We start from the raw sequence: 24,988 nt of genomic DNA on the forward strand, positions 1-24,988 counted from the left end.
GGGTGGAGAAGGGGGTGGGGGTGTGCCGCGGTGGAGTTGGCGCCAGGCGGCGTGGGCGTCGCGGAGGGCGCCGTGGGCGGGGTTGCCGAGTTCGCCGTCGGCCTGGCGGCGGCGGTCCAGCCACCATTCGCTCCAGGCGGCCCAGGTGCGTTTGATGGGCTCGGCCCGGGAGTCCCCGATGATCTTGATGTCGCCCATGATGGCGTAGCCGCGGACGCGGACGACGGGGACGTTCTGGCCGGGAGGCGCTTCGACGACCTTGATCTTCTTGTCGCCCATGATGGACATGCCGCTGAGCTCGACGTCCACCCCGTCCGGGACGATGATCTTGATGTCGCCCATCACGCTGGTGGCGACGATGTCGACCTCGTTGGTTCTGACCTCGGCCTCGCGCAAGTCGAGCACGACGTCGCCCATCACGCAGACGACCCCGATCTCCTGATCAATCCGCCACTTACCGCGCCGTTTGGTGTCGCCCATGACGGCGACGAACCACTTCCTGGCCTTGCCCTTCGAGCTGGGCACGGCGGGAAAGGCCGGAGTGGGCCGGTCCATCCCGGCGGGGAGGTCCGCGGTGATCTGCGCCAGTTCGGCGTGCGTCTGGGCGAGATAGGCCGCCTCGGTGCGTTCAGTCAGCTCGGCGAGCGTCAACCGCCCCTCCACCGACGCGTCCCTTAGCCGCTCGACAACGGCTTCGCGCTCCGCGTCCGACGCGCGCATTCCGCCTGGCTCGTTCATACCCTCGAATCTAGCCTCCCAGCGCCCCGGTCTCGATCCTCCGCAGGGACGATTCCGGCGTCACCCCGCCCGTGGCCTGAGGACGTTCGCGACTGTGTGACGATGGAATGGTGACAGGCAGTGAGCTGATGGCCGCGGTGGCGGAGGACGACCTGGAACGGGCGCGTGAGCTCCTCCGTCCGGGCATGGACCTGAACCCGGCCCGCGGCACGACCCCGCTCTACGAAGCGGCCGTGCACGGCAACGGCGAGATGATCCGCCTGCTGCTGGAGTATGGCGCGGATCCCGATCTGCCCAGTCACGGCGAGGACGAGGGCCTCCCGCTGTGCGCCGCCGCCTGCTGGGACCACGACGAAGCCGTCCGCGCCCTGCTGGACGGCGGCGCGAACCCGGACGCGGCCGAGGGCGGCGGCTGGACGGCGCTGCTCTGGGCCGCGAGTCTCGGCCATCTGGCCACCGCCGACGTCCTGCTGGACGGCGGCGCGACCCCCGACGCGGGCTGCCCGCACACCCCCCTCACCGCCGCCGCCCGATTCGGTGCGTACGGCATCGTCTGGTCCCTCCTCGAACACGGCGCCGACCCCGCCAAACCAGACGAAAGCGGAGCCAGAGCCCTGGAAATCGCCCTGGACCTGTCAGAAGCCGACATCGAGGCCCTGCTGACCTCCCAGATCGACACGGGCCCCAGCAAACCCCGGAACGAACGTGGCGAGATCCGTGTCAGTGAGAGTGCTCTGGCTGAGCACGTTCAGGGTGAGCGCGTTCAACGTGATCAGGGCGATCAGGGCGAGCGCGCCTGGGGTCAGCACATTCGCGCTGAGAGCGCTCGGGGAAAGGGCGCTCAGGATGAGAGCGATTCGCACGGCGTGATTCTTGTGGTCAGCCGGTCGCACGCCGCCGACGGGACCGAGTTGGTGGAGGTGGAGGCAGACGGGATACGGCTGGCCATGCAGCGAGGGCATGCGGCTGTTGCCACGATTCTGGAAGACGCGCTGGGTATTCGGACTTCTGTCGCCGAGTTGGTCGCGCGGGCCTTGCCGTACCGGGATCGGGACGCGGATGGGGAGACGTGGTGGGCGGCCGTGCATTCGGTGCAGAACCGGCACGACGATGAGACCTTCAGGGCGGCGGTCGAGTTGTGTGCCTCGTCTGACCCGATGACCAGGGATTTCGGGGTCAATGTGCTGTCGCAGTTCGGCTTCACCGCCGATTCGCGGCCCTATCTGGAGCGGACGCTGCCAGCCCTGCAACGGCTGGCCGAGCGTGAAGCCGATCTCCGTGTGTTGGACTCGGTGCTGAGCGCGCTGGGACAGCAGGGCGACCCTCGCGCGCTCCCCGAGGTCCTGGCCATCATCGGCAGACCTGGGCGCGAGCAGTCCTTCCGTGACCCGATCGCCCTGTGTGCGGTCCTGCCGCCCGGCCACGCCGAGGGCCTGTCTGCCCTCATCGCACTCTCCCGGCACCCCTCCCCCGAGGTCCGTGACTATGCCACCAACGGCCTCGCCAACCTCAGCAGTGACGACCCCGAGATCCTCGAAGCCCTCTCCGCCCGCCTCAGCGACCCCGACCTGAGCACCACCGCCGAGGCCGCCGCGGCGTTGGCCACCCGCCACGACCGCCGGGCCATCGACGCCATTCACCGAATCCTCTGCGAAACCGACCCCGACGACCCTGACGACGACTACATCCGCGACCTGGCCCTGGAAGCCGCCGCCCACCTCAACCTCGACCTCTCCGACCTAACTCACTAAAAGCAGTCAACAGAACGACCAGGTCGCCGGGTTACCCGCCGTTTACGTGCGTTGTAGTCCTCGCCGCACCGGCGCCAATAGCGGGTGGGCGGCACTAGCTCACTCGGTGAGCAAGCCGGCCCAGTGGGATTCGAGGGCGGCGAAAGTGTCGTCGTCGAGGTTGTAGGTGGTGAGGACGAGCATCGCGTTGCCGCCGCTGCCTCGGCCGGCGACCAGGAGGCCGTCGCCCCATTCGGTGACGGTTACGCCGATCTGGTTGGGTGAGCGGTACCAGATCTCACCGGTCAGGCCATTCGCCGCGTACGGAGTACCCGGCGGGAGGTCGGCGACGGCGGTGAGGCCGGCCAGGTCGAAGACATCCGCGGAAGCCGTACCAGAGGTGAAGATGGTGCGGCGGTCGGCGGAGGGGTGGCGTTCGAGGGCGAACTTGAGCTGGTGGATGAAGGTGGTCCAGCCCTCGTTGATGTCGTCGTAGTAGGCGTCCCAGTCGGGATTGCCGCCTTTGGGCGCGCGGGTCAGACGGAGGCGGGTCGTGTCGCCGAGGTCGGTGAGCTCGAAGCGGTCGTTGCCCAGGTCCAGCCAGCGCTCCTCGGCCGACTCGACCGCGTTCTCCTGGTAGATGACCTCGATCTCCTTGTCGAGGCCGTCGAAATGCCAGCCGTGCCAGCGCCGAATCTCCTCCGGCTCGCGCAGCGCCCGCCACACGGCGTCCACCGGCGCGGCGATGGTGACTTCTACGATGAATCCTTCTTCGCTCATTTCTGATCCTCGGGTCGATGCGGCGCCGGATGACCCCCGGCAACCAACCGGTACGGACGCCCGCCGGCGTGGTCGAAACGGGCGACCACTTGAGCCATGGCCGCGGCGAGCTGGTCGGTGAACTCGTGCACGTCGCCCGGTTCGGCGAACCGGACCTCGGCTTCCAGGGTGAAGGTGAGCAGCCGGACGCCCTGCCGTTCGGCGTTGGCGTTCATCCGGGCCACATCCCGCACGGTTCCGGCGGCCACCTCGACGAGATGCTCGGCGGCGTGCCGGTCGGCGATCGCGGTGAACGTGTCCTGGATGAGCATGCCCGGGTCGACCAGGAGGGCGTTGGCGGCGACCTGCATGATCCGCTCCACGCAGCCGCGCCGGGAACGTTCCTCGACGAGCTCGATCAGCCCGGCCCGCTCCAGCATCCGGAAGTGATATCCGACACGCTGGCGCGGCATGCCCAGCTCAGCGGCCACCTGGGCGGCGGACGCGGGTTCACGCAGCCGATCAAGGATCTGGCGGCGCGGCGGCGACAACGCCAACCGCACCCGCTCCGGCTCATCCATGAGCACCATCTCGGCCATGCGGGCATCGAAGCATTAGGCAAATAATTCTGTCAAATACTGCGACGCCTCAACGACGTCCGGACTGGGAAAGATCAGGGGCCGGACAGCGCGGGGGCGGCCGTGAGGAGGTCCGCGGCGAGGGCGGCGTCGCCGTCGATGTCCCAGGTGAAGTCGTCGCCACGCCCGCCGAGCAGGAAACAGAAACCGACGACGTCACCAGTGAGGGCGACATCGGTGGATTCGCCCTGATACGGCGCCGCCACGTGGGACACATCCATGGGAATGTGCCAGTCGCCGCCACCGGGTCCGGTGAGCGTCAGCCGTACCGACCGGGACGTGGCGTCGAAGCCGGACAGCAGCATGGTCCACGGGACGAGGCGGGCGCAGAAGTCGGCCGCCGGGTGGATGTGTTCGGCGACGGGGTGCGGGAGCCGTACCCCGTTGAAGGTGGCGGCGTCGGCGGTGTGGATCCAGGTTTCGAGCATGCGGGCCAGCAGGTGGTCGCGGATCGCGAACGGCGCGCCGTTGGTGTCCACGACCTGGTCGGGATCCACCTCGGGGAGCCGGGCGCAGATCACGTCGGCCTGCTCGCGCCAGAACTGGCGGGTTTGCGCGGGTGTGCGGTCACGCCCGAAGTCCTGGAGTTCCCGGGTCCTGGCCAGGGCCTCGTTGACGGCGATCGGCGGGCCGAGCACCGGCGCGCCGAGGGCGGCGGCGAGCAGACCGTCCTTGGCCGCCAGGTGGGCGACCAGTTCCTGCAGCGTCCAGCCTTCGACGATGACCTGGTCCCAGTGTTCGGCCGAGGCCAGGAGCGCGTCCATCGCGGCGACCCGTCCCGCGTACGGCGCGGCCCAGCCGGGAGCCGCGGGTGCGGGACGGCGGCGGGAGGCCGCCGCGGCCAGGAGCCGAGCCCGGGACGTGGGCAGCTCTTCGGCCGTCTCGGCCAAAGTGTCCAGATAGAGACGTTCGAGGCTCATCGCCACCCCCTCATGGTTGCTCCCCTCCCAGGGATTCGGCGAGTTTTCGCAGACCAAGCCGGATACGTGACTTCGCGGTACCCTCCGGGATGCCGAGTTCATCGGCCACTTGACGATAAGTCCTGCCCCGGTAGTACGCGAGTTCGATCACCTCGCGTAACGCGCCGGGCAGCGTCGTGACCGCATGCCGCACCCGGATCGCCTCATCGGCGGCGAGCACGGTGTCCTCCAGCTCATCCGGCCGCTCGTACACGCGCGGCCCGAGCACGCTGACCTTCCGCCGTTCCTCGCTCCTCACATGATCGACCGCACGCCGATGCGCGATCGTCGCCAGCCAAGCCCGCAGCGAACCCCGTTCGGGATCGTACGCCAGCGGACGCTCCCAGAAGGTGACGAAAACCTCCTGCGCGATGTCCTCGGCGACGACCCGATCACGGGTGACCCGCACGGCCAGACCGAAAATAAGAGCGGCGAAACGGTCGTAGAGCTCGCCGAGAGCCGTCTCGTCTCCACCCACGACGCGCTGGTGGAGCAGACGGTCGTCGACAACCGGTGCCTCCACTGGCACCTCCCCTGCTGAGCATCGGTTCGTCCGCGCGACCCGAGCATCGCACTATTCGCGTGAGATGTTGAGATGGATGAAGAGATTACCCGTTTAGGAGGATCAAGTGTCTCACGATGTGATCAATCAGCCCCCGCCGATGATCGGACACGATGTTTCGGCCGATCCTCAACTGCTGGCGGCGCTCGACCGTGAGGGCGCCGACTGGGCGGGCGGGGAGCTCCGGCAACTCGGAATCCTCGCGGGCACGGCACGGGCGCAGGAATGGGGCCGGCTGGCCAACGAGTACCCGCCGGTATTGCGGACGCATGACCGGTATGGGCATCGCATCGATGAGGTGGAGTTCCATCCGGCCTGGCACGAGCTGATGACGGTCGCCGTCGAGAACGGGCTGCACGCGACGCCGTGGACGTCGGCCCGGCCCGGGGCGCATGTGGCGCGGGCGGCCAAGTTCTATGTGTGGTCCCAGGTAGAGGCCGGGCATGGCTGCCCGATTTCTATGACGTACGCGTCGGTCGCGGCGTTGCGTCACGCGCCCGCGCTGGCGTCGGAGTGGGAGCCGCTGCTGGCTTCGCGGGCGTACGACTTCGGATTGCGTCCGGCGGCCGAGAAGCGGGGCGTGCTGGCCGGGATGGCGATGACGGAGAAGCAGGGCGGCTCCGACGTACGCGCCGGGACCACCGTGGCCGAACCCCTCAGCGACGGAACCTTCGCCTTGACCGGCCACAAATGGTTCAACTCCGCCCCCATGTGCGACGCGTTCCTGGTCCTCGCGCAAGCACCTGGCGGTTTGTCCTGCTTCCTTCTCCCCCGCGTGCTGCCCGACGGTTCCTTGAACGCGATGCACCTGATGCGATTGAAGGACAAACTGGGCAACCGCTCCAACGCCTCCGCCGAAGTCGAGTACTCCCGCGCGATCGCCCATCTCGTCGGCGAAGAAGGCCGCGGCGTGCGAACAATCATCGAAATGGTCAACATGACCCGCCTGGACTGCGTGATCGGCTCCGCCGCCGGCATGCGCCTCGGCGTCACCCGCGCCGTCCACCACACCCGCCACCGCCACGCCTTCGGCCGCGCCCTGATCGACCAACCCCTCATGCGCAACGTCCTGGCCGACCTCATCCTCGAATCCGAAGCCGCCACCATCCTGATGATGCGCCTCGCCGGCGCCACCGACCGCGCCGTCACCGGCTCCGCCCCCGAACGCCTCTTCCGCCGCACGGCCCTGGCCGCCGCCAAATACTGGATCTGCAAACGCGCCCCCGCCCACGCGGCAGAAGCCCTGGAATGCCTGGGCGGCAACGGCTACGTCGAAGAATCCGGCATGCCCCGCCTGTTCCGCGAATCCCCACTCAACGGCATCTGGGAAGGCTCCGGCAACGTCGCCGCCCTCGACCTGCTGCGCATCCTCACCCGCGAACCCCTGGCCATCGAAGCCTTCTTCACCGAAGTCTCCCTAGCCGACGACCCCCGCATCACCACCGCCCTCACCGACCTCCAAAAAACCCTCACCACCCCCACCGAATCCAACGCCCGCCACATCGCCCAACAAATGGCCCTACTCCTCCAGGCCTCCCTACTGATACGCCACGCCCCCGAACCCCTCGCCGACGCCTTCTGCGCCTCCCGCCTCTCCAGAAACCACGGCGGAACCTACGGCACCCTCCAGAACGCAGACCTGGACGCGATCATCGAACACATTCCGCAGCCTCTGTGACTGCGCTGAACTCTGGGAGCTCCCACCATCGTGACCACTTGCCTGTCTCGTGCGTGCTCTCACCGGGTGCCAGGACCACACCGTAGGCTTGGCTAGTCGAGCGGAAAGTGATGAGGAGATGCCGGATGACAGCTCTGCCGGATGACAGCTGGCTTCTCAGCATCCGTCCTCAGCCCGCACACGTTACCGCCGAGGAGTACGAGGCGCTTCCCGAGGAGATCGCCAAAGCCATCGAAATCGTCGATGGTTATGTGGTCTACTGCGCTGCGCCCACGCCCGATCACCAGACCGCCGGCAGGCGACTGGCCAACATACTGGAACGTCATGCCCGCGCCGCGATGATCGAGGGCCACGAGTGCGTTACCGTGAACAACGATGTGGATCTACGTCTGAGGGATCTGCCGTTGCTCAACCGGCGGCCCGACGTCGCGCTCTACCGGTGCCTGGATCGTGAGCGAGGCGAGCGGCTCCGCGCCGAGCACACCCTGCTCGTCGTTGAGATCGTGTCTCCCGGGTCCGAGACCCAGGACACGACCGACAAGCTCGGAGAGTACGCCAAGGCCGGCATCCCGCACTACTGGATCGTCCGACTCGACCGCACCGGCGTGTCGATCATCGAACGCTACCGGCTGGATCGTGCGGCGATGCTCTACAAGCACACGGGCACGTTCATGAAGGACGAGTCCGGTGGTGCTCCCAGCGTCAGCAACCCGATCCCTATCGTGATCGACTGGTCCGAACTGCAGTTCTGAGCAAGAACGACGGCGACCGAACGGGTATCGCAGCCCTGGCGGGACCGGTTGTTGTCGTCCAGGCCGGTCCTGCTCGCTGCTGCTCGGTGGCCGAACCCCGCAGCCGCCCTGGCATTCCACCCAAGATCGAGGAGCCATTCAGACTAATCGATAAACCATTGAGTCAATCCCCTCGGTTGCGCGGGTGGTGTATCCCTTGCGCTAACGCATACGGCCATCGCCTTTACGCACACGATCAAGGGCTTCCGCAGCGCGCTCCAAAGCCTCCGCAAGTTCGGCTGCAGCGGCAATTCTTCGATCTCGCAGCACCTCGTCTCGACCCTCCTGTTCACCGACTCTCTCAAACCTCTTCCACGCCTTGTAGACATCTCGCGTCTGCTCGGTTGGAAATACCGCGAGTAGTGTGACTTCCCTCATTCCCCGACCCGAACTCTTGACATCGTCAAAGAACCACATCGTGTACAGTGCCTGCGCCGAAATGAAACCCCCGATAGCGGCCCGCACGTCCTGTCCTAAGATCTCGCAGGACAGCATCTTGATTACCAGATTCGCCTCTAGATTATTTGTAGGGGTCTGCAGGTCAGGGGGGGTTTCCCACTCCTCTGGCAATTCGTTCAACCACTCCCATCCCTCCGGTATCGGCACTTATCACCTCCTATCTCTTTCTGCCTCAGCCATGCTGTTCAAAGAACCATTTTTGAGCTGCGCCCGGTGTCGTTGGAACGCCCTCGACTCCTCCGGCCCGCAAGACGTTCGCACAGTAAGTAACGCAGCTCTGGTTTCGCAAGCTATACGCGGGATACGTTCCCCTCGCCGTCTTCGCCATCATAACCTCGGCGTACGCCAATGCCCCATCTGCGTTAGGCAGGCGAATCTTGACATTAATCGTGGAAGCGGGGAGCTTGGCGGGATCGAAGGTTGCGACCCCATTCGTCGCAATTCGCGGTCCACCGAACTGATGTGTGGACAACACTTCACCGGCATCGCTCTTGACAGTGATAAGAGCATGCTTTTCATCGGGGTTAAGGTGCACAGTCGCCTCGCCACCGCAGTTGTGTACCAGGACCGGCGCGTTGCCAGCGAACACATAGTAGGTGTTGAGGTCGGCGACGCTGAAGTTGTGAACGGTTTCGCGGAAGCTGATCCATCGGGTGACGGCTGTGATCTGCACACGTGTCCCGGCACTGGTGCGCAGCCATGCGCCGGGCTGGAGTTGTCCTGCTGGAATCCAGTCGCGTAGTTCGGGAACCCAGATGGGATGACCCTCGGTGGCGGTCACACTCGCGGTCGTGCTCTTCGGACCGGCAGGGGCGGTGTCGGTGATGTTCTGTGGTGCTCCGGGCGTGATGTAGCCGCTTAGGAGCCCGCTCTGTCGAGAGAGCGTGATGGTGATCCGGACAAGAGGTTTTGTTCCTTCGCCGGGGATGAGGGCGGTGACGGGTTTGGAGGCGGTTTGGCCGGTTTCTGGGTCGGTGGCCAGAACCTTCTCGCCGATACGGATGTTTTCGATGGGTTTGGTGGAGCCATCGGCCATGAGTACGCGGGTGCCGGGAGTAAAGCTGTTTCCAGGGCAACTGCCACCTGCCCTGCCGCCGCCTGTGCTGGACCTGGCCTTGCCGATGGTTCTGCCGATTGCGCCTGCGGCTTTGGAGACCAGGACGCCGCCGACGACGCTGGTGGCGGCGCCGATGGTCATGGCGCCGAGGGCGCCGAGGAGGGATTGTTCTTCGGCGGGGGTGTCCATGGTGTAGCCGACCCAGCCGGCGACTGCTCCGCCCAGGGCCATGCACCCGAGACTTCCGGCTCCGGCCGTTAAGGCCAGGCATCCTGCGGTGGCGGCTGCTCCGGCGACGGTGGAGACGATGGTGCTGGCGTTGTCTTCGATCCAGCTGCCGATGGAGCCCCAGAAGCCTTCGTCTTCTTTTTCTTCTTCCTTGGGCTTGGGTGGGGCGACCGTGCGCTTCTGTTCTTCTTTGCGGCGCTTTTCCTGGCGCTTGTTGTAGTCCCGGTTCTCGGCCTTCTTCTTGGCGCGGACCTTCTGGTTGGTGATCTTCTTGCCGCTGCCGTCGTAGTCCTCGCGCAGGGTGCGGTTGGCGGCGGCGTTTCCGGCGTCCATGCTCAGCCCGGTCGGGTCGGACATGCCGACTGGGTTGTTTCCGGCGTAGGAGAACGGGTTGGCCCATTGGGGTTTGCGGAAGTCGAGGAGGGGGTCGGTGGAGATGAATTTGGCGATTGTGGGGTCGTAGTAGCGGGCGCCAATGTGGGTGAGGCCGGTGGATTCGTCTTCGACTTTGCCGAGGAAGCCGAGGTCGGTGAAGGGCAGGTCGTCGGCGCCGCGGCGTTGGCCGAAGGGGAGGTAGCGTTCGCGGTTGATGGCGCCGGTGGTGTCGTCGATGGCGAGTTGGGCGGTGCCGTGCATGGCGGCGGCCATCCAGCGCACGCCCGGCTGGCTGTTGGTGCGCATCGCGACCAGGGCACCGTCAGGACCGGTGTAGTAGCGCTTGCCGGTCAGACCGCTGCCGGAGAGTTGGATCTCCATTGAGCCCAGGTACAGGGTGGTGGAGCCGTCGGGGTCGCGGCGTAGGAGGCGGCTGCCGTCGGGGCCGTACACCATGGCGGTGTCTTTGCCGTCGACGGTCGCTTTGGTGAGTTCGCCGAGTTCGTTCCAGGTGAAGGTGCCGGCTTTGCCGCCAGCCATGCGAGTGGCGAGCTGGCCCGCGGCGTCGTAGGTGTAGGAGTCGTTGCCACCCTGGGAGTGGCTGATGGAGCCAACCGCGTCAGGGCGGACGCTGCCGGGACCTGAGGTGGGGTAGTGGTAGGTGTCGATCTGGCCGTTGTGGGTGCGGGTGGTGAGGTTGCCGATGGCGTCGTAGCTGTAAGCCTCCGCGTACGGATCCACGCCCTGACCATCTGCCGAGCCTTCGGAACAGGCGGACGCGGTTGTGGTCCACGCCGAGGACAACCGGTGCAGGTCGTCGTAAGTGAAGCATTCGGCCTGGTCGGTGGTGTCGTCCAGGATTCGGGTGATCTCGCCGGAGATGTCGTAGGAGTAGCGGTCGTGCTGGGCGACCGTCGGGTTGGCGGTGTCGGCCCGGGACGTGGTGGCCACCTGGGTGATCCGCCCGGTGGCGTCGTCCCAGGCGAGGGTGCGTTTGACCTGCCCGTTCACGCCGTACGAGCGCTCGAAGAGCTGCCCGATCGCCGTATAGGCGGTGGATTTGACGTAGGTGAACCCGCCGCCGAAGTCCGAGGTCAGGCCATACGGCAGGCCCAGGTCGGTGTAGGAGGAGGTCAGCGTTTCCGCCGCGAGGCCGCCGGCCGAGGGCAGGGTGGTCGTGGCCACCGCGCCGCCAGCCGTGTACGTGGTGCCGAATGTGTAGTTACCGCCGAGAAGTCCTTCGCTGGCGGGGATCGTGAGCGTCGACCCGGTTGGCCGGTTCATCACGTCGTAGCCGACGACGCTGGTCGTGTACGCCTGCCCGCCCGTCCAGCGCGTGGCCGACGTCAACTGCCCAGGCGACAGCGTGTCGTACACCCATTCGGCGACCTTCGTCCCGGTTCCGACATCGCCGATCCACTGTGAGGTCTTCCGGCTGAGGTCGTCGTAGCCATTGGAGACCTTCTTGCCGTTGCCGTCGATCGACCACAGCAGTCGTCCGGCCACGTCGTAGGCCTGCTCGGACGAGCCGGCGTCAGGATCCTGGGCAGTAAGCCGTCGCCCAGCCAGGTCATACGTAAACGTCCGGACATTCCCGTTGGCGTCGGTGTGCTTAACGAGATTGCCGTTGAGGTCGTACTCATATGTCGTGTCGTAGTGAGTCGGGCCGCCCTCGGGAACCTGGATGGTGAGGACCTTCCAGTCGCTCCACGCCGACGCGCCGTTGACGGCGACCGCGCGGGCCCGCCAGCGAACCTTCCACCCGTCGGACAGTTCCCCAGCGGGGACGGTGATCGACGCCAGCGTGCCGGACAGCACATTGTCCACGCCGCCCGCCCAGATCTGGCCGGTGCCCTGGCCAGGGACGGACGGGTCGTGCTCGACCTCGAACTCGGCACGCAGAGTGCCGCCCGCAGGTCCGGCGACCCGGGCATCCAGGGCCGGGGTGAGCGAAGGCGTGATACCTCCCCCGCTACCCGACGGAGTGACGCCTAACTGGTCGACCGTGGGCGCGGGCAGGTCGACCGTGAAGGTCTGCCAGTCCGACCACGGCGACGTTGAACCGGTCGCGACGGCGCGAGCCCGCCACCGCACCGTCATGCCATCCGCCAACTCGCCGCCGGGAACGGTGACGGCCGCGTCCGAACCGGTAGCGACATCGTCGACCGAACCCGCCCAGATCTGGGCACCTTCGTGTTCGAGTTCGAACTCGCCGCGCAGGTCACCGCCGACCGGGTCGGTGAGGGTGGCGTGCAGGGCGGGAGTGAGCGAGGTTGTGATCACGTCGTCGTCGACCGTGTGCGACGGCGTGACCTGAAGTCCCGTGACCGTCGCCTTCGGCACCGCGACGCTGAACTCGTGCCAGTCCGACCAGGCCGAGGTCGCCGCGGAGGCGACCGCGCGGACTCGCCAGCGCGCTGTCTCCCCATCGGCAAGCTTCCCGGCCGGTACGGCTACCGCAGCGTCCGACCCAGAGGCGACATTGTCGATGGAACCGGCCCAGATCTGCGCACCCTCGCGTTCAAGCTCGAACTCGCCGCGCAACGTCCCGCCGTTGGGATCGGTGACGGTCGCATGCAACGTCGGCGTGACCGAGAAGGCCACGGTCGCGCCCTCGACCGTCTCCGCAGGAGTGACCTGGAACTGGCTCAGGATCGGGTCAGCGACATCGACCGACAAGCCCTGCCAATCCGACCAGGCGGACGGGGTCGCCCCCGCCAGCACCCGGGCTCTCCAGCGGACCTTGTACCCGTCGACCAGCTTCCCGGCCGGAACCGCCAGAGACGCCGAGGTCCCGGAGGGCACATTGTCGACCGCGCCCGCCCAGATCTGGCCGCTCCCCTGCGAGGGAACCGCCGGATCATGCTCGACCTCGTACTCCGCGCGCAGGTTCCCGCTCGCCGGGTCGAACACCCGCCCGATCAGCGACGGCGTCGCCGAGGAGGTGACCGTCACCCCCTCGACCACGCTGGACGGGCTGACCTGCAGCAGATCAATGCCGAGGTTGCCGCCCGAGGGGAGGGCGACGGTCAGGTTCTGCCACTGCGACCACGCCGACGCCACCGACGTCGCTACCGTGACCGCGCGGGCGCGCCAGCGTACCTTCCACCCGTTGGTCAGCTCCCCGGCCGGTACGGCCACCGACGCCACCTGCCCCGAGGCCACATCCGGCGACGAACCCGCCCAGATCTGACCGCTGCCTTGCTCACCGGAGACTCCCGGATCGTGCTCGATCTCGAACTCGGCGCGTACCTGACCGGCGGCCGGCTCGGACACCGTGCCGCGCAGGCTCGGCGTCAACGTCGGCGTGACCGTCGCCTCGCCCACCTGCGCGGAGGGAACCGTCTGTAACTGGGCAATGCTCGGCTTGGGCACATCGATGGTGAAGGGATGCCAGCCCGACCAGGCCGAGGCCGACTCCCCGACCGGGTTCACCGCCCGGACCCGCCAGCGGGCCTGCCAGCCGTCCATCAACTCCCCGGCCGGAACCGTGGCCGACACCTGCGTGCCCGACGCCACGCCGGGCACGTTGCCGGCCCAGATCTGGCCGGTGCCCTGGCCTGTGGGGGCGTTCGGGTCGTGGTCGACCTCGAACTCGGCCCGCAACGCCTGCCCGGCCGGGTCGGTGACGGTGGCCGACAGCTGCGGCGTCACCGTCGGGGTGACCGTCACCCCTTCCACCTGCTGCGACGGCGTCAACTGCGGCGCGGTCACGCTCGGCTTCGGCACGTCCACGGTGAAGCTCTGCCAGGAGGTCCAGGCCGAGACAGTGTCGCCGCGGACCGCGCGGGCCCGCCACCGCACCCCCCACCCGTCACCAAGCTTGGCGGCCGGGACCGCCAGGGAGGCGGAGGTGCCGGAGGCGACGTTGTCCTTCGAGCCGGTCCAGATGGTGCCGGTTCCGTGTTCGGTGTCGGCCGGGTCGTGCTCGACCTGGAACTCCGCCTTCACCGGCTGGCCGCCCGGTTCGGCGACCCGGGCCGAGAAGGTCGGGGTCAGCGAGGTCACCTTCGTCACCCCGCCGGTGGTCGAGGACGGGGTGACCTGGGTCTGGTCGGCGGTCGGCGTACGGTCCGGGGCCGGGCTTCCGGCGGCCAGGGCGGCGATCTCGGAGGGGGTCAGGACCTTCTGGTAGACGCGGATGTCGTCGAGTTTGCCGTTGAAGACCGCGCCCAACGTCATGGTGCCGTTGGCGTTCCAGGTGAGGGGGACGGTGTTGGAGCCGATCTGCTGCCCGTTCAGGTACAGGTAGACCATTCCGGTGGTTCCGGCGGCCCTGTCGTAGACCCCGGTCAGGTGGAACCAGCGCTTAAGCGGCACCGTGCCCGCCCACACGCCGTACCCGGTCGCGCCGGAAGTGTCGTTGTTGTAGATGACGAACTCGAGCCGCTTCTGGGTGCCGCCTTCGGTGCCGAAGAAGAACGACGGCTTCACATTCCCCATCTGGCGGAAGACCTCGTACCAGTTGCTGTCGTCCTCCAGGTTCAGCCAGGCCGAGACCGTATAGGACTGGTCGGTGCGCATCACCGGGCCGGAGGTGGCGGCCGAGTTGGGGTTGCCGGTGGCGGTCATCGCCCCGCCCAGGATCCCCGGCGTCCAGGAAGCGGTCCCGCCCAGCGTGGCCGAGCGGCCCGCACCGGTGGCGTCCCCGGCCGTGGTGCCGGAATTCTCATCCAGCTTCCAATGCACAACCGGGGAACTGATCGGGGCCGGTGCCGCCGCCGGGTTCACCCGTAAGGTCTGCCAGGAGGTCCAGGCCGAGGAGGTGGACTGGCCGGGATTGACAGCTCGGGCCCGCCACCGCACCAGCCACCCGGCGGTGATCTCATCCGGGGCGACCGTCAACGCCGCGACCCGACCGCTGACGACCCCGGTCACCGAACCCGACCAGATCAGGCCCGACCCCTGCGCGGGCACCGACGGGTCATGTTCGACCTCGAACTCGCCCGTCAACGGCCCGCCCGCCCCATCGGAGAGCGTCGCCGACAGCTGTGGGGTCAGCGAGGTCGCCGTCACCTGCCCGGACACCGTCGTGAACGGCAGCACCGAGGGCGCGGACACCGCTGGAGCCGAGCCACTGGTGTAGGTGACACTCAGGCTCGGCTTGGTCACGCCCTCGTTGGAGTCGAACCCCCGGTCATAGTACGGCCGGCCGGTGACCGTCTCATCCACCCCGCGCAGCATCAGCCCATGGTTGGCCGTCCCCGACGCCCACGCCTGCGCGAACGCGGTGGCATCCCAGCTCATGGCGCCCGGAACCGGACAGGTGGCGAAATCCCTGGCGATCTGCTCCCCGGCCGTGGTCGTGGCCGGCTTGTTGGCCCAGGTGATCGTGCCCGGATTCCAGGCGGCGGTGATCCGCTGCACCCGGATCCCCGAAGCGGAGTCCCCGCATCCGTCCGACACCTTGCGTTGCAACGTCAACGTCGCCGACGACACGTTCGCCCCGGCGATCGCGGCGGTGTTGAACATCAGATACGCCCGCTCCACCCCCAGGCTGCCGACGTTGTTGTAGGTGCCCACCCACAACCAGTCGCCGGCCTGCTGCTCCGCGCCGTCCACGCCGTAACTGGAGATCCACGTGTCCGACACCACCGGCAACGTCGTGGTCGGGTCCACCGTCACCGGATACCGGGTGGAGGGGTCGGCCAGGAATGCCGCATCCGGGCGAAGCACCAGCACCTGCTGGCCGTTCTCCTCCACCACCCGGGTATCGATCTTCCCGACCTTGCCGCGGCGCCCGCCTGCGGCGGAGGCGTCCCACATCACCGGCTTCGGCGCCGACGCCGCCGTCTTCCCCGCCGCGTCGACCAGCGCCAGCCCAGCCTCACTCGCCCGCAGATTCAGCCCTTCCGCCTGCACCGGCAGCCGATACTCCACCCCGGCGGCAGGCCGCGTCCGCAACACCACATCGTGCCGGAACCCCGCAGACAGCGCCGTCACCACCAGATCCGCGCCCGGACCCGCCGCATCCACATACGTCGCGACATTGCCCTTGACCTGCGGCTTCGGCAGCACGCCCGGCCACTCCAGCGCGAACACCGACTTATCCGGACGCGTCATCCGCGCGAACACCCCGGCCCCACCCGCGGAGAACTCCACCTCGGCAAGCGCGGCCTTCGGCTTCAACACCCCACCAGCGGCCACCAGCGTGGTATCCACCGCAACCCACGCGTTCCCCTGCCGCACCCGCACCGGCCCGGAAGACAACTCCGTGGTGAACGTCTTGCCATCCGCGTTCGCGTACGTCAGCGACGACTCCGTGGTCGCCCCCTCGGCCAGCACCCGCTTGCCCTGCTTCACCGCAGCCTGCGAAGCCGCCCGCATCGCCTCAACGCGTACCGCCTGATCAGCGACCGCCGCAGTAGTATCCGCAGCCGCTTCGCTGCCAGCCGGACCCGAACTGTCCGCCGGCTTCTCCGCCGAACCCGACTTATCCGGGGAAAGTCCCGGACCCTGCGTAGCAGCCGGCTGGCCGTCGGCGTTCAGCCACTCCTCGATCTTGGTGACCTGGTCGTCGACATCGGTGTGGTAGACGGTCTTCCCGCCCAGCGGCGGAACCACCTCGTACACATCCGCGCCCAGATAGTTCGTCGTCGTCCGCCGCAACTCCGACGAACCCGACATGTCCACCGCCGCGACCGTGCGCCCGACCCCGTCATAGATCGGCTTCGACCACTGCGGCAACGACGACAACGCCGGATTCAGCAGCCCTGTCCCCGGAGCCGCCGAGTTGTAGGCCGGTCCCGAACTCGCCGCGACATTCCCCCGCGCGTCATACGTGGTCACCGACACGATCCGGCCGCCCGACGGAGACTCGGTCTGCGACTCGCGCTGGCGGCCGAGCCCGTCCTGGAAGCTGTGCGAGACCGACCAAGTCGGCTGCCCGCCGGTCACCGTGAGCAGTTTCTCGGACGTGGTGCGGGCAGGTGCCGTGCCAGTGAGTTGGTAGCTGAACTTCGCCGCCGGAATCGTCCCGGTCCGCGGCTGCGCCGGTGTCCAGACCGTCGTGGTACGGCCCAAGGCGTCATAGTCGATGTTCGTGTCCCGGCCGCTGGTGTCGCGGACACCGATCGTGCCGCCGTGCAGCGGGCTCTTCCACGTGGTCGCCGTGTGGCCCAGCGTGTTGGTGGTCGTGATGCCGTTGACCGGCCAGTTCGTCGCCGGGTTGTAGGTCAGCGTGGTCGTCTTCCCGAGCGCGTCGGTGGTGGCCAGCGAACGGCCGTACTTGTCATAGGTGGTCTTGGCGGTGGCCACGGTATCGGCGTCCGTCCACGAGCGCGACTCGGTGATGTTGCCGTCCGAGGGCGTGTTCGTGGCCGGGTCGCTGCCGCTGTCGTACAACGTGACCTGGCGCGACAGCAGGGTGCCCGTGCAGTTCGCGCCCGCGCGCTTCTCCTGCACGGACGGGAAGTCGATCATCCACTGGGTGGTGTTCTTGGCGTACGTCGTGGTGCTGCACGTGTCGTCATTGGCGTCGCCCAGATCTCCCCGGTCGACGAATTTAGTGACCAGACCGGTGGTGTTGTCGTAGGTCGTCGCCGAGGCGGAGCGCCGGAACGAGCCGTCGGCGGTTACCTCGCGGGACTCTTCGGTGCTGGGCTTGACGATGATCGGGTCGTAAATGCCGGGGCCGTTGGCGGTGACATGCTGCCAGTACGTCGTACGGCTGGATGTGACCTCCTGCATTCCGCGTTGCGCGGGCGGCGTGCCGAGCGGGTCGGGCGTGGTGAACCGCCAGGAGCGGCTCTCCAGCGTCTGGCCGGAGAGGGTGCGCTGGTCGTTGACGGTGTTGCCGTCGAAGTCGGTCAGCGTGACCTGCTTTTTCGTGCCGTCGGCGTAGACATCGTCGTACAGGCCGCGGAAGAACTGAGTGCTCGTGACTGAGAAGCCGTCAGGGTCGGTGCCGGTTCCCTTGATGGTGCGTACCAGGCCATAGCCCCGGAAATCGCCCCAGGAGAGGTTGTCGGGGCGGGAGTTGTAGTTGATCTCCTTCGCCCAGGCGGGCGCGCCAACGTACTCGTAGTTGGTGACCATGTCGGGCGAGCCGCCGACCAAGTCCTGCTCGGTCACCTTGGTGACCAGATGCTTGCGGTAGACGGCGAAGCTGGGGCGGCTGAACATGTCGCGCCCGTCGAAGACCGGGTAGCAGTCGGTGGTGTTGCGATCCCACGCGATGCGGGTGGCCTGGTAGCCGGTGACGCATTGGTTCAGATGCGTGTACGTCACCAGGACTTGGGCGCCGAAACCATTCCCGACGATGCCGATACGCGGCCATCGCACCGTGTCGTTGAACTCGCCGTCCGGCATCCGGCCCACGTCCACGCGGTTGGACAGCATCACCGCGCCGAAAGTCTGCGCGGGCATGCTGATCGCGTTGGCGTCGTCCCCGATCAGGCCCTTGGTCTTGATCTCGTCCAGCCACAGGACGGGGGTGGGCGAATCGCCCTCGCTGTAGACGTACTTGTGGGTCAGGCTTGTCTCGGCGATGTTCTCCCAGTCATTCGCCGCGGCGTTCCAGGCGTACGAGACGACGCTGGACAGCCGCGCGGAGATGAAGAACGTCGGCGAGGTCGTCTGGAACGAGCAGGACACCGGGCCGCCGCCGGGCGCCGGGGAGCAGGACAGGTCGTCGGGGACGTCGGAGTCGAGCGCCAGGCCGCGGCTGGCGGAGTTGAAGACGACCTTGGCGATGTGACGGCTGCCCGCGACCTGCGTGTTGGCGCCCCACTCGACCCGGTCGAGGTAGCCGCCCCGGTCGTAGAGCAGGGCGGCCGGACCGTGGGTGTAGTTGTTCTGTTCCTTGGTCCAGTGGTAGTCGGTGACGTTCTCGCGCGGGTCGATGGACTGGTCGAGGTTCCAGCGCCAGATGCCGTTGCAGGTGTTGGCGTACTGCCCGGAGGTGTTGTAACTGCCGTGGCATGGCTCGCCCGCGTCGTCGCCCACGAACGGGACCCGCCAGAGCGAGTCGGCACGATAGCCGAGCCGGTAGACCAGGCCGACCTGGGTGGTGATCTTCCAGTACTCCGCGCCCGCGTCGCTGCCGGTGAGCAGCTCGATCTTCCAGCCGAAGTCCTGCTCGGTCCGATATCCGGCGCTGGTCTTGACCAGGCGGCTGGCCTGCCCGCCGAGGTTGATGAACAGGTCGGACGCGGTCGCGTCGTTGGTGGCCGGGTCGCCGTCGTTCTCCTCCGGGGACTCCCAGCACAGGTCGCCCCAGCCGCTCTGGTTGGAGTTCTTGCCCGCGGCCGCGTCGGACGCGCAGGAGCGGTAGCGGCGCTCGATGTATCCGACCGCCATGTCCCAGCCTTCGCCGACCCAGGACGCCTGGTTGTTGGTGACCTTGGTCAGGCCGTCGGCGCGGGAGGAGTCATAGCGCAGGCCCAGGCCGAGGCCGCCGCCCGCGATCGAGGGCGGGCTGCCGATCGGCACGCTGTAGGAGAAGCTTCCCGAGGTCAGGCCCACATTCCAGGTCGACTGCGGACGCAGGTCGGTGGCGGTGAAGTTACCGGCGGTGGGGCCTGACGCGGCGGCCGCGAGTGTAAGCAACGTCCCGGCCGAGACGGCGTCGGTGTCCAAGGTGATCGTGCCCGCTTTGACATCATTGACCGCGGGGACCTCCTCGCCGTCGCGGTCGCAGTTCGCCGCGGCGGTGAGGGCGCAGGCCGGCATCCTGATCACCCGGAGCCGGTCCGCCCAGCCGCCGCCGTGTGCGTACCGGAAAGCCGAATAGTCCAGCTTGACCTGGGCGCGTGCCGGTTGGTCACCGCCGTCCATGCGGGCGATCCGGACGGCGAGGCCGGTGCCGCCGAGTTTCTTCACGCTGTCTTGAGGCAGCGTCTCGACACTGACCCGGGCCGCCTTGCCGCCGGGACCGGCGCCGCCCGCGTTGCCCGTGGCCTTGGCGAGCCGGACGGGGAGGTCACCGACCTGGACGGACTTATCCGCGAGGGTGGCCTCGGCCTTGCCCGCCGAAGGCCAGACCGGGCGTTTCGCCTTCGGCGCGTCGGCACGATCCTCGGCGCCCTTGGCCGGAACCTCGGGCTTCAACTCCCGGCCTTCGATGGGCTCCGGCTCGGGCGTGTCCATGACCGCGGCGGAGGCCACGGGGACGAGCAGATCGTCTGGGACTCCAACCCCGGAGACCAGCACAGCCGCCGCCAGCGTCACGACAAGCGTCCTGATCCGAGCACGCCGAAACACAGCGCCCACGCGGCACACCTCCACGAGCGTCGCGAGGGGTCTAGAGCACGCCTGAGCGCTCCCCCCACCCCGTTACGGGATCTTCAACTGTCCCGCCCGGCAGTTGTACATCAGCGCTGTACTAACTAGTCAAGAGCACGCAAAGAAGAACACTTTGTAAACTTCTCCCTTCATGATCATTAACTGGTCGATGTCCGGACATATTTCCGCAGGCAGAAGACCCAATGTCAGAATTTGTTGGATATTTCAAACGATCACTAGAGCAATATCGCAGTCAAGTCACCGCTTGACTGCCGCCAGCACGGCGAGCGATGATCTCGATTCGATCGCTCAATTCCGGACACGCGACACATTCCCGACAGGGCGTCGAAGGAGACCGATGGCCACCTCAGCACCAAGACTCACGATCACCCTCATCGTGGGTACGGCTGTCGCCGCCCTGTTGACCGTCATCCCGGCACCTGCTTCGGCCCACCGGATCATGGCGGTGACCCAACCGGGTGGCCTCACCCGGTTCCAGGAGAACGCCCTCGAAACCAACCGGAAGCTCACACCCGCCGCCGCCCGCGACGCGAAGCCCCTCGAGGTCGTGAAAAAGAACGCGCCGAAGTCAGCCAAACGCGGCCCGACCGGACCGGCCGGAGTCGTGCCGGCGTCAGCTGCGACAACCCCGGCCGGGAAATCCCTCGCCGCGCTCGACGACATCGAATTCCCCATCAACGTCGGCAAGATCTTCATCTACAAGGAAGCCACCGACGAGTGGGTCTACTGCTCGGGCACCGTGCTCACCAGCCAGTTCAAGAACGTGGTCGCCACCGCGGCCCACTGCATCGTCGACCCCGCCACCGGCCAGGTGTACGAGCACTGGGCGTTCATCCCCGGCTACAACGACGGCCTGCTCAAATGGCCGTACGGGAGTTGGTCGCCGTACATCGGCTGGGTATTCGACGACTGGGCTGTGTTCGGGGATCCCGACTCCGACTACGGGTTCGTGAACGTGTCCAAGCTGGACAGCCAGACCGGGCAGCCATCCGGCCAGCGCATCGGCGACTTCGTGGGCGGGAACGGGCTGGCCTGGAACCAGGGCATCGAACTGACCGGGTACGTGTTCGGGTACCCGCATCATGGGCATCTGGACGGCGACAAGCCGTACAGCGGGTGGACCATGAAGTGGTGCTACGGCACCATCGGGCAACTGGCGCCCTACCAGGGCGCCGACGCCCATGTCGGATGGGGACGCCCCATCAACAACCAGATCTGCTCGTTCACCCCGGGCGCCGACGGATCACCGTTCCTGTGGAGCTACAACACCGGCGGCGACGACCCGATGTCCCGCGTCGGAAACCTCAACTCCGTCATCAGCCGAGTCCGCGACACCGACAGCAACAACCGCTACGACACCTGGACCGGCCCTTACTTCGACGGATACACGAAGCAGCTGTACGACCTGGCCAACGCGCGCTGGAGCTCCTGAACCGGCCGAAGACGAGACTCGCTGCGTCATGATCACATCGTCGACCGAGTGTGGCGGCGTGACCTACGTAGATTCAATCTATGTAGATTCAATCTACCAAGTGCCGAGCAGGGTCACCTGACAGGTACGTAGTGGAAACACGGGTGAAACAGGGCGGCGCTGTCATGAAGGGGACTCACTCCGATGGGTGGGGCGCACCTAGGGTTCCGTTCTGGCCGGTGGGCTGGGGGCTGGTCCGAGAGGTGCAGGCGGGCGCCTGAGCGGCGGCCGTTCCACGGCGGGAGAAAAGCCCGGGAGACAGTCATTCCGGCTGCCTCTGTGTATGAGGCTTTCCCGATGAGGAGTGCCCGTGGGACATCTCCACCACAACTACGGACCCGAGGCGCGGAACGCGGTCGAGCGTGAGGCGTTGCTGCCCACGACGATGCACGAGCGGGAGATCGCGCGCGGGCTCGAATACGGCCTGCCGGGGGCGGATTCCATTGTGGATCGCAGCATCCCGACATTCTCCCGGGGGGAGTTGCCGCATTTCGCGGGCATCAACACCTTCCTCAAAGCACCATATGTCGAAGATGTCAGGAAATGTGGCGAGTTCGATGTGGCCATTCTGGGGGCGCCCTTCGATGGGGGTACCACCTATCGGTCGGGGACTCGTTTCGGGCCGCAGGGGATTCGGAAGATATCCGCGTTGTACGGGCCGTACAGCTTCGAGCTGGGGGTTGACCTGCGGGAATCCATTACGATGTGTGATTTGGGGGACATTTTCACCATCCCCGCGAACATCGAGAAGACCTTCGACCAGATCTCGAAGGGCGTCTCGCATGTGTACGGCTCGGGTGCGTTTCCCGTCATTCTCGGGGGCGACCACTCGATCGGCTACCCCACCGTGCGCGGCATCGCCGAACACCATTCCGGTAATATCGGAATCATCCATTTCGATCGGCACGTGGACACCCAGGAAACCGACCTGGACGAGCGTATGCACACCACGCCCTGGTTCCACGCCACCGACATCCCGAATGTCCCCGCGAAGAACCTGGTGCAGATCGGCATCGGCGGCTGGCAGGCCCCCCGTCCGGGCGTGAAGGTCGGCCGCGAGCGCGGTACGACGATCATGACGGTGACCGACTGCGTGGAGATGGGGATCGAGACCGCGGCCGAGCGCGCGCTGGAGGTCGCCTGGGACGGCGCGGAGGCGGTCTGGCTGTCGTTCGACGTGGACTGCCTGGACGCCGCGTTCGTGCCGGGCACCGGCTGGCCCGAGCCGGGCGGGTTCCTGCCGCGTGAGGTGCTGAAGTTCATCCAACTCATCGCCGACGCCCGGCCGCTGGCCGGGATCGAGGTGGTGGAGTGCTCCCCGCCGTACGACAACGCCGACATCACCTCTCTTATCGCCACCCGCGTGATCTGCGACACCCTCGGGTGTTTGGTCCGCGCGGGTCACCTCCCCAAGAAGAAGGGAGCGGCGTGATGTTCCGTCGCTTACTGCCCGCCCTGGCCGCCCTCGCCCTGTTCGGTACGGCATGCGCCAGCGAACCCGAAGCCACCCCCTCGGCCGCCCCGGCCGCCGCGGAGAAGATCACTCTGGGCTTCAGCGCCTGGCCTGGCTGGTTCCCCTGGCAGGTGGCCGCCGAGCAGGGCCTGTTCGAGAAGAACGGCGTGCAGGTGGAGCTGAAGTATTTCGACAGCTACACCGACTCCCTGAACGCCCTGGCCACGGGCACGATCGACGCCAACAGCCAGACCCTGAACGACACGCTGGCCTCGGTCGCGGGCGGCGCCAAGCAGAGCATCGTGCTGGTGAACGACAACTCCACCGGCAACGACCAGATCATCGCGGCGCCCGAGATCAAGACGCTGGCCGACCTGAAGGGGAAGACGGTCGCGGCCGAGCAGGGCACGGTCGATCACTACCTGCTGCTGCTCGCGTTGCGCAAGGCGGGGCTGACCGAGGCGGACGTGCAGTTCACCCCGATGTTGACCGACGCCGCGGCGGCCGCGTTCGTGGCGGGGCAGGTGGACGCGGTGGGCGCGTTCGCGCCGTTCACCTCGACCGCGTTGCAGCGGGAGGGCAGCAAGGCGATCGCCACCTCGGCGGACTTCCCGGGCGCGATTCCCGATCATCTGGTGGTGACGAAGGATCTGCTGGGCCGGGACGAGAAGTCGGTGCAGGGCCTGGTCGCGACCTGGTTCGACACGATCGAGTGGATCGCCGCGAACCGGCCGAAGGCGCTGGAGATCATGGCCAAGCGCGGCGGGGTGAGCGTGGCCGACTACGAGTCGTACGACAAGGGGACGACGATCTTCAGTTTGGAGCAGAACCGGGAGGCGTTCGCGACCGACCTGCCCGCCCAGGCCAAGCTGATCTCCGACTTCCTGGTGTCGACCAAGCTGGTGGACAGCGCGCCGCCGCTGGACGGCCTGTTCGAGCCCAAGTTCGTCCAGGCAGTCCAGCCGTGACCGCCCTCCGCCCGCCCGACATTTCCCGAAATTTCGTCAGGCGTTCGGGATGGTGAGCGTGCGGTCGGCTCTGCCTGAGATACGGGCGACGCCACGGCGGGTCAAGCTGCTCAAGACCGACGTGTCGCGCCGGACCGCGTGGATCCTGCGGGCGGCCTCGATTCTGGTGCCGCTCGCGGGCTGGTGGGCGCTGAGCGTGAGCGGCCTGGTCGAGGACACGTTCCTGCCGTCCCCGCCGGACGTCTGGGCGGCGGGCCTGACCATGATCGAGAGCGGCGATCTGCCCGCCGACCTGCTGGCCAGCCTGGGCCGGATCGGCGCGGGCTTCGGCCTGGCCGTGCTGATCTCGGTGCCGCTCGGGTTCGCGATGGGCACGCTGGGGTGGGCGCAGCCGCTGCTGGAGCCGGTGATCGGCATCCTGCGCTACCTGCCCGCCTCGGCGTTCATCCCGCTGCTGATCATCTGGCTCGGCATCGGCGAGACCTCGAAGATCGCCCTGCTCGTGCTCGGGGTGGTCTTCTTCAACACGCTGATGACCGCCGACGTGGTCCGCCAGGTGCCGGCCCGGCTGCTGGAGGTCTCGGCCATCCTCGGCGCCGGCCGGGCCCGGGTGGCCGCGCGGGTCGTCTTCCCGTACGCGCTGCCGGGCATTCTCGACGCGATGCGGGTCAACGCGGCGGCGGCCTGGAACTTCGTGGTGGTGGCCGAACTGATCGCGGCGACGTCCGGACTCGGCTACCGGATCACCCGGGCGCAGCGGTTCCTGCAGACCGACCGTATTTTCGCCATCCTCATCGTGATCGGGCTGATCGGTCTGACCATCGACATCACGCTCCGGCTCGTCCGGGCCCGCGTCGGCCGGTGGGCGCTATGAGCA

At 67.4% G+C, this 24,988-nt stretch carries 14 protein-coding genes and 1 riboswitch; of the genes, 7 read left to right on the plus strand and 7 right to left on the minus strand.

What is annotated here, in order from left to right:
* A partial coding sequence (locus Aple_RS38910; protein ID WP_155349777.1) for a DUF1707 SHOCT-like domain-containing protein occupies nt 1–738 on the minus strand: 738 nt, incomplete at its 3' end.
* A 107-nt stretch (nt 739–845) separates the two neighbouring features.
* On the opposite strand from Aple_RS38910, the gene Aple_RS38915 reads away from it, so the two are divergent.
* On the plus strand, nt 846–2,489 hold the full coding sequence (locus Aple_RS38915) for an ankyrin repeat domain-containing protein (protein WP_155349778.1): 1,644 nt from the start codon (nt 846–848) through the stop codon (nt 2,487–2,489).
* Between the two features lie 99 nt (nt 2,490–2,588).
* Here the strand turns inward: Aple_RS38915 and Aple_RS38920 are convergent, their stop codons facing one another.
* From Aple_RS38920 to Aple_RS38935, 4 genes are all read right to left on the minus strand, one after another.
* Nucleotides 2,589–3,248 carry an SRPBCC family protein gene (locus Aple_RS38920; protein WP_155349779.1) on the minus strand — a complete coding sequence of 220 codons (660 nt, stop codon included), beginning with the start codon at nt 3,246–3,248 and terminating at the stop codon, nt 2,589–2,591.
* Nucleotides 3,245–3,826: an ArsR/SmtB family transcription factor gene (locus Aple_RS38925; RefSeq protein ID WP_218038725.1), complete on the minus strand. Its 582-nt coding sequence runs from the start codon at nt 3,824–3,826 to the stop codon at nt 3,245–3,247. Before Aple_RS38925 ends, Aple_RS38920 begins: the two co-directional genes overlap by 4 nt.
* A 74-nt stretch (nt 3,827–3,900) precedes the next feature.
* Nucleotides 3,901–4,785, minus strand: coding sequence for a maleylpyruvate isomerase N-terminal domain-containing protein (locus tag Aple_RS38930; protein ID WP_170321889.1), 885 nt, complete (start codon nt 4,783–4,785; stop codon nt 3,901–3,903).
* A gap of 10 nt (nt 4,786–4,795) precedes the next feature.
* Entirely contained in the window at nt 4,796–5,347 is a 552-nt protein-coding gene (locus Aple_RS38935; protein WP_218038726.1) for a sigma-70 family RNA polymerase sigma factor, read from the minus strand.
* A 106-nt stretch (nt 5,348–5,453) separates the two neighbouring features.
* Between Aple_RS38935 and Aple_RS38940 the strand changes: the two genes are divergently transcribed.
* Nucleotides 5,454–7,064: an isovaleryl-CoA dehydrogenase gene (locus tag Aple_RS38940; RefSeq protein WP_155349782.1), complete on the plus strand. Its 1,611-nt coding sequence runs from the start codon at nt 5,454–5,456 to the stop codon at nt 7,062–7,064.
* A 125-nt stretch (nt 7,065–7,189) separates the two neighbouring features.
* Nucleotides 7,190–7,816, plus strand: a complete 627-nt coding sequence (locus Aple_RS38945; protein ID WP_155349783.1) for a Uma2 family endonuclease — start codon at nt 7,190–7,192, stop codon at nt 7,814–7,816.
* A gap of 201 nt (nt 7,817–8,017) precedes the next feature.
* Here Aple_RS38945 and Aple_RS38950 read toward each other — a convergent pair whose 3' ends face one another.
* The gene (locus Aple_RS38950) at nt 8,018–8,461 is read right to left on the minus strand and encodes a hypothetical protein (protein WP_155349784.1); all 444 of its coding nucleotides are present in this window, start codon (nt 8,459–8,461) and stop codon (nt 8,018–8,020) included.
* Nucleotides 8,462–8,486: 25 nt separating this feature from the next.
* Nucleotides 8,487–20,186: a DNRLRE domain-containing protein gene (locus Aple_RS38955; RefSeq protein WP_155349785.1), complete on the minus strand. Its 11,700-nt coding sequence runs from the start codon at nt 20,184–20,186 to the stop codon at nt 8,487–8,489.
* 370 nt (nt 20,187–20,556) lie between these two features.
* Between Aple_RS38955 and Aple_RS38960 the strand changes: the two genes are divergently transcribed.
* From Aple_RS38960 to Aple_RS38975, 4 genes are all read left to right on the plus strand, one after another.
* On the plus strand, nt 20,557–21,651 hold the full coding sequence (locus Aple_RS38960) for a trypsin-like serine peptidase (protein WP_155349786.1): 1,095 nt from the start codon (nt 20,557–20,559) through the stop codon (nt 21,649–21,651).
* A gap of 187 nt (nt 21,652–21,838) precedes the next feature.
* Nucleotides 21,839–21,950: riboswitch (guanidine-I (ykkC/yxkD leader) on the plus strand.
* Nucleotides 21,951–22,000: 50 nt separating this feature from the next.
* Complete coding sequence (locus Aple_RS38965) at nt 22,001–23,122, plus strand: agmatinase family protein (protein WP_218038727.1); 1,122 nt, start codon at nt 22,001–22,003, stop codon at nt 23,120–23,122.
* On the plus strand, nt 23,122–24,111 hold the full coding sequence (locus Aple_RS38970; protein ID WP_155349787.1) for an ABC transporter substrate-binding protein: 990 nt from the start codon (nt 23,122–23,124) through the stop codon (nt 24,109–24,111). The genes Aple_RS38965 and Aple_RS38970 overlap by 1 nt, the downstream gene beginning before the upstream one ends.
* Nucleotides 24,112–24,160: 49 nt before the next feature.
* Nucleotides 24,161–24,985, plus strand: a complete 825-nt coding sequence (locus Aple_RS38975) for an ABC transporter permease (RefSeq protein WP_155349788.1) — start codon at nt 24,161–24,163, stop codon at nt 24,983–24,985.
* Nucleotides 24,986–24,988: the final 3 nt, after the last annotated feature.

Origin of the sequence: Acrocarpospora pleiomorpha, from assembly GCF_009687885.1 — a bacterium.
GTDB lineage: Bacteria > Actinomycetota > Actinomycetes > Streptosporangiales > Streptosporangiaceae > Acrocarpospora > Acrocarpospora pleiomorpha.